Annotated in this window: 2 protein-coding genes; one reads left to right on the plus strand and one right to left on the minus strand. The window is 59.2% G+C overall.

The features are described from left to right. Positions 1-148 precede the first annotated feature (148 nt). Positions 149-1360 carry an RNA polymerase sigma factor RpoD gene (rpoD, locus tag NW843_RS04355; RefSeq protein ID WP_011433786.1) on the minus strand — a complete coding sequence of 404 codons (1212 nt, stop codon included), beginning with the start codon at positions 1358-1360 and terminating at the stop codon, positions 149-151. Between the two features lie 648 nt (positions 1361-2008). Between rpoD and metH the strand changes: the two genes are divergently transcribed. Beyond that, positions 2009-5683: a methionine synthase gene (gene metH / locus NW843_RS04360; RefSeq protein ID WP_414522216.1), complete on the plus strand. Its 3675-nt coding sequence runs from the start codon at positions 2009-2011 to the stop codon at positions 5681-5683. The last annotated feature ends 44 nt before the right edge of the window (positions 5684-5727 follow it).

Raw genomic sequence — 5727 nt, forward strand, 5'->3', positions numbered from 1 at the left:
TTCAGTATAGTTGAGCTTATTATTGACTAGAGTCATGCTCCATCGCGCGGGTTGGCAGTTCCAACTCAGTCTGCCTTAGGGGGCCGGGAACTCTCTTGGATCCCTTGCCCCGGCTCTCCCTGAGAGCTAGAAGGAATGGGCCCCAGAGTCACCGGATGTATTCCTTCAACACGCTGTTGCGGTTGGGGTGGCGCAACTTGCGCAGAGCCTTAGCCTCGATCTGCCGGATTCGCTCACGGGTGACATTAAAGATCTGGCCGATTTCCTCCAGAGTTTTCATGCGGCCATCATCCAAGCCGTAGCGCAACTTCAACACATCCCGTTCGCGGGCGGTGAGGGTTTCCAAAACACTTTCCAGATCTTCTCTAAGCAAGACTTTGGCCACCCGATCCTCCGGCGTCTCCCCATCCGACTCGATAAAGTCTCCCAGCCGAGAATCCTCTTCCTTGCCGATGGGGGTTTCCAAAGAGATGGGAAGCTGGGCCGACTTGGCGATAAAGCGCAACTTCTCGATGGTGATCTCCATGCGGGTGGCGATCTCCTCTTCGGTGGGCTTGCGGCCCAATTCCTGGGAAAGCAACTTGGTTACCTTTTTGATGCGGGAGATCGTCTCGTAGAGGTGGACAGGCAGGCGAATGGTGCGGGATTGGTCGGCAATGGCACGGGTGATGGCCTGTCGAATCCACCAGGTGGCGTAGGTGGAGAACTTGTAGCCCTTCTCGTGGTCGAATTTCTCGGCTGCCCGAATCAGGCCCAGGGATCCCTCCTGAATCAGATCTTGAAAAGACAGGCCCCGGTTCATGTACTTTTTGGCGATGGACACCACCAAACGCAGATTAGACTGCACCATCTTTTCTTTGGCCCGCCGCCCCCGATGCAACCGCCGCCGAAACTCCGGCAAGGACATCTTGACCTCCTCTGCCCAGAGGGTGTCCGGCACTTCTTCTGGGTCTGACCAGAGGCCCATACGCTGAAAAACGGCCTCGCGAGCGCGCTCTAGCTCCAGCAGATCGGCAATTTTTCGGGCTAGCTCGATTTCTTCATCGGCCCGCAGCAGCCGGATACGCCCAATTTCTTGCAAATAGACCCGGATAGAGTCATCGGTGTAGGGCTTTTTCTTACTGGCCGCCTTGCGCTTTGAGCGACCTTTGGCACCGGCGGCGGCAGTCTCTCCATCCTCCTCTGCTGCCTCTTCGTCGTCGTCATCCTCATCAAAAGCATCAGTGTCACCGGTATCCAGTTCGCTCTCGAGGGTATCTGTCTCCGTGTCCAACTCCAGGGTGCCAGAAGGTGGATTTTCCAGATCCGATTCGAGAAGAGCTGTTTTACCCGATTTCACCAATTCCTTTGCTTGAGCCATGCTGAGTTCCTCGTGATCCTAATCACAGACAACTAAAGGTGACTAAGGGAGCTTAGACGCCAAAGGGAGAGGAGCAAGTTGCAGCCCTGCTGCATCCCACAACGCCAGAGTGAGGGAGCCGATATCCGCAAGCCAAAGCCTGAGTTGCCCTAGGCCAGCCTGCCCGCTTCTGAATAACCGATTGCTCGGGTCAATCTGGAAGCAGATATCGCTCATGGAGCTCAACTGAACTGGCGCAAGACCCGTCATCTTGGTGGGCGGAACCTCTCAAGATGGCGAGAGGTGGATCTTTCTCTTCGCCAATCCTGCGACGGAGTGCGAGGCACTTTACCAAGGGGACGGAACATTCAGCACCTCAACCACTCCAACCTGCGAGGAGAAGATCGCTCTACAGCAGGCGGCAAGTGACCCTGGGAGGAACACTTGCGAGCAACTGTAGCCGTTCACACCAAAACGTCTTCCCTAAATTAGCCCGACCTGGGGGAAACAGCAACGGGGCAGGCAAAGAAAATGTTAAATTCGCCTCAACAATGGCCAGAATGGAAGCCCTGGCCAGGGATCCATCCTTCGGCCTAGTCCGAGCAAATGGCTCGATGCTAACTTAAATCAGACTCTAGGTCGATGACACCCTGCCTGACTTTGACTTCTATGACCCATCCCTTCCTGCAGCATCTCCAGGAACGTGTGATTGTCTTCGATGGGGCGATGGGATCCTCCCTCCAGGCCCAGAACCTGACGGCAGCGGATTTTGGTGGGCCGGAGCTGGAGGGTTGCAACGAGATGCTGGTGCTGACCAAGCCGGAGGCGGTGGAGCGGGTACACCGCGGCTTTCTGGAGGTGGGGGCAGACGTCATCGAGACCAATACCTTTGGGGCTACCTCCATTGTTTTGGCCGAATATGGGATCCCGGAAAAAGCCTACGAGCTGAACGTGGCGGCGGCGCGACTGGCCAAGCGGGTAGCAGCCGAGTTTGCGACGCCGGAAAAGCCCCGTTTTGTGGCCGGCTCCATTGGCCCCACCACCAAGCTGCCCACCCTGGGGCACATCAGCTTTGATGAGATGCGGGCTGCCTACGAGGAGCAGGTGCAGGGGCTAGTTGACGGTGGGGCGGATCTGCTGATCATCGAGACCTGCCAGGACATTTTGCAGACCAAGGCGGCCCTGGTGGCCGTGCAGCAGGAGTTTGCCCGACGCGGGATCCGCCTGCCGGTGGTGGTGTCCCTGACCTTTGAGGTGCAGGGGACAATGCTGGTGGGCACGGAGATCGGGGCGGCCCTGGCCATCCTGGAGCCCTATCCCATCGATGTGCTGGGCCTCAACTGTGCCACTGGCCCAGACAAGATGGTCGAACACATCCGCTATCTGTCCCGCCATTCTCCTTTCCCCATCTCCTGCATCCCCAACGCTGGCCTGCCGGAAAACATCGGCGGCAAAGCCCACTACAAGCTCACCCCGGAGCAGTTGCGCTTCCACCTGGAGCATTTTGTGCGGGATCTGGGGGTAGCGGTGGTGGGAGGGTGTTGCGGCACCCGTCCCGAGCACATTGCCGCCTTGGTGGAAGCCGTGCAGGGGTTGCGGCCCAAACGTCGTAGCATCGAACGGATCCAGGCTGCTGCCTCGATTTATGCCCCTCAGCCCTACCTGCAGGACAACTCGTTTTTAATCATCGGCGAGCGCCTCAACGCCAGCGGCTCCAAAAAGATGCGGGAGCTGCTCAACGCCGAAGACTGGGACGGCCTGGTGGCCCTAGCGCGGGAGCAGGTGCGGGAGGGATCCCACATCCTGGACGTGAATGTGGACTACGTGGGCCGGGATGGCGTGCGGGATATGCGGGAGCTGGTCTCGCGGCTGGTTACCCAAATCCCAATTCCCCTGATGCTGGATTCTACCGATTGGCAAAAGATGGAAGCGGGCCTCAAGGTGGCGGGAGGCAAATGTCTGCTCAACTCCACCAACTACGAAGACGGGGAAGAGCGCTTCTTCAAGGTGCTGGAGCTAGCTAAAACCTACGGCGCCGGGGTGGTCATCGGCACCATCGACGAAGAGGGCATGGCCCGCACCGCCGACAAGAAGTTCCAGATTGCCGAGCGCGCCTATCGTCAGGCGGTTGAGTACGGGATCCCGCCCTACGAGATTTTCTTTGACCCCCTGGCTTTGCCCATTTCCACCGGCATCGAGGAAGACCGGGCCAACGGGGCAGCCACCCTGGAGGCCATCCGCCGCATCCGCCAGGCTTTCCCGGAGACCCACATTCTCTTGGGCATTTCCAACATCTCCTTTGGGCTCTCGCCGGCAGCCCGCGTGGTGTTGAACTCGGTGTTTTTGCACGAGTGCCGCGAGGCCGGCCTGGATGCCGCTATCGTCAGTGCCGCCAAGATCCTGCCCCTGAACAAGATCCCCGAAGAGCAGCAGCAGGTGTGTCGGGATCTGATCTGGGATCGGCGGCAGTTTAACGCCGTTCGCGTTAGCGGGACGGAGTCCTCGGGCATTTGCACCTACGATCCCCTGGCGCGGCTGACGGAGCTGTTTGCGGGAGTTTCCGGGAAGGAACTGCGCTCTGGCGGATCTTTTGCAGATTTACCCCTGGAGGAGCGGCTGCGGCGGCACATCATTGACGGGGAGCGGATTGGCCTGGAGGAGACCCTGGCGGAGGCACTGCAGAAATATCCTCCCCTGGAGATCATCAACACCTTTTTGCTGGACGGCATGAAGGAGGTGGGGGAGCTGTTCGGTGCCGGCAAAATGCAACTGCCCTTTGTGCTGCAGTCGGCAGAAACCATGAAAGCGGCGGTGAAATACCTGGAGCCCTTCATGGAAAAGGTGGGAGGGGAAGTGTGCAAAGGCACTCTTTTGATTGCCACCGTCAAGGGGGATGTCCACGATATTGGCAAAAACTTGGTGGACATCATCCTCACCAACAACGGCTACAGGGTAATTAACTTGGGCATCAAGCAGCCGGTGGAAAACATCATCGAAGCCTATGAAAAGAGCAAGGCCGACTGCATTGCCATGAGCGGCCTGTTGGTAAAATCCACCGCCTTTATGAAGGAGAACTTGGAGGTGTTTAACGAGCGGGGCATCACCGTGCCGGTCATCCTAGGAGGGGCGGCCCTTACCCGCCGCTTTGTGGAAGAAGACTGCCGCCAGACCTACAAAGGCCAGGTGATCTATGGCCGCGATGCCTTTACTGATCTGAACTTTATGGATCGGCTAATGCAGGCCAAGGCTGCTGGCCGCTGGGATGACCGGCTGGGTTTTCTGGACGACCTAGAGCAGGGATCCCCCTCTGCCAATGGCCAGAAAGAGGCTTCTTGGGTTCCAGAGGAAACGGATCCCAGCCTGCCCCCTGCGGAGACCACCGTGGGAGCTGCTCCCGCCCTCACCCTCTCCGAGTCCCAAGACACCCGCCGCTCTGAAGCCGTTGCCCTGGAGACCGAGCGACCCATCCCGCCTTTCTGGGGATCCCAGGTTCTCACCTCAGATCAGATCCCTTGGCCGGAAGTCTTCTTCTACATCGACAAGCAAGCCCTGGTGGCCGGACAATGGCAGATTCGCAAGCCCCGCGACCAGTCGGCAGAGGAGTTTGCCGAGTTTATCGCCACCCAGGTGGATCCGGTGATCGAGCGCTGGAAAGAGCGGATCCTGGCAGAAGATCTGCTGCACCCCCAGATTGTCTACGGCTATTTCCCGGCCCAGGCAGAGGGGAACACTTTGATCCTCTTCGACCCGGCCAGCTTCCCGGAGCTGTTTGCCCTGGAGCCAGGCTCCACCACCTATTTCCAACTGCCCACGGTGGAGCGCCCGCAACTCTCTCCAGGGGTGCGGGAGCTGGCCCGCTTCACCTTCCCCCGCCAAAAGAGCGGCCACCGCTACTGTATCGCCGACTTCTTTGCCGATCGCTCCACTGGCCTAGTAGATGTCTTCCCCATGCAGGCGGTTACGGTGGGCCCAGAGGCCACCGCCTATGCCCAGCGCCTCTTTGCCGAGGGCCAGTACACCGACTACCTGTATTTCCACGGCCTGACCGTGACCTTGGCAGAAGCCTTGGCCGAGTGGTGCCATGCCCGCATCCGGCGGGAGCTGGGGTTTGGCCACGAAGATAGCCCCGACATCCGCAAGATCCTGCATCAGGGCTATCGGGGATCCCGCTACAGCTTCGGCTATCCCGCCTGCCCCAACATCGCCGACCAACGGGTTCTGCTGCAGGTGCTCCAGGCCGAGCGCATTGGCCTCACCATGGACGAAAGCGATCAATTGGATCCGGAACAGTCCACCACCGCCATCGTTGCTTACCATCCGGCAGCCCGCTACTTCAACACTTAGGCTTAGCTTGTCGGGGTGTGGGGGTAGCTAAGCCCCGCACTGTA

The sequence above is a fragment of the Synechococcus sp. R5-12 genome, from assembly GCF_047502655.1.
GTDB lineage: Bacteria > Cyanobacteriota > Cyanobacteriia > Thermostichales > Thermostichaceae > Thermostichus.

Excerpts from the sequence above, each read along its gene's own strand:
- rpoD (WP_011433786.1), bottom strand. The coding sequence starts at position 1,360 with ATGGCTCAAGCAAAGGAATTGGTGAAATCGGGTAAAACAGCTCTTCTC.
- metH (WP_414522216.1), top strand. The coding sequence starts at position 2,009 with ATGACCCATCCCTTCCTGCAGCATCTCCAGGAACGTGTGATTGTCTTC.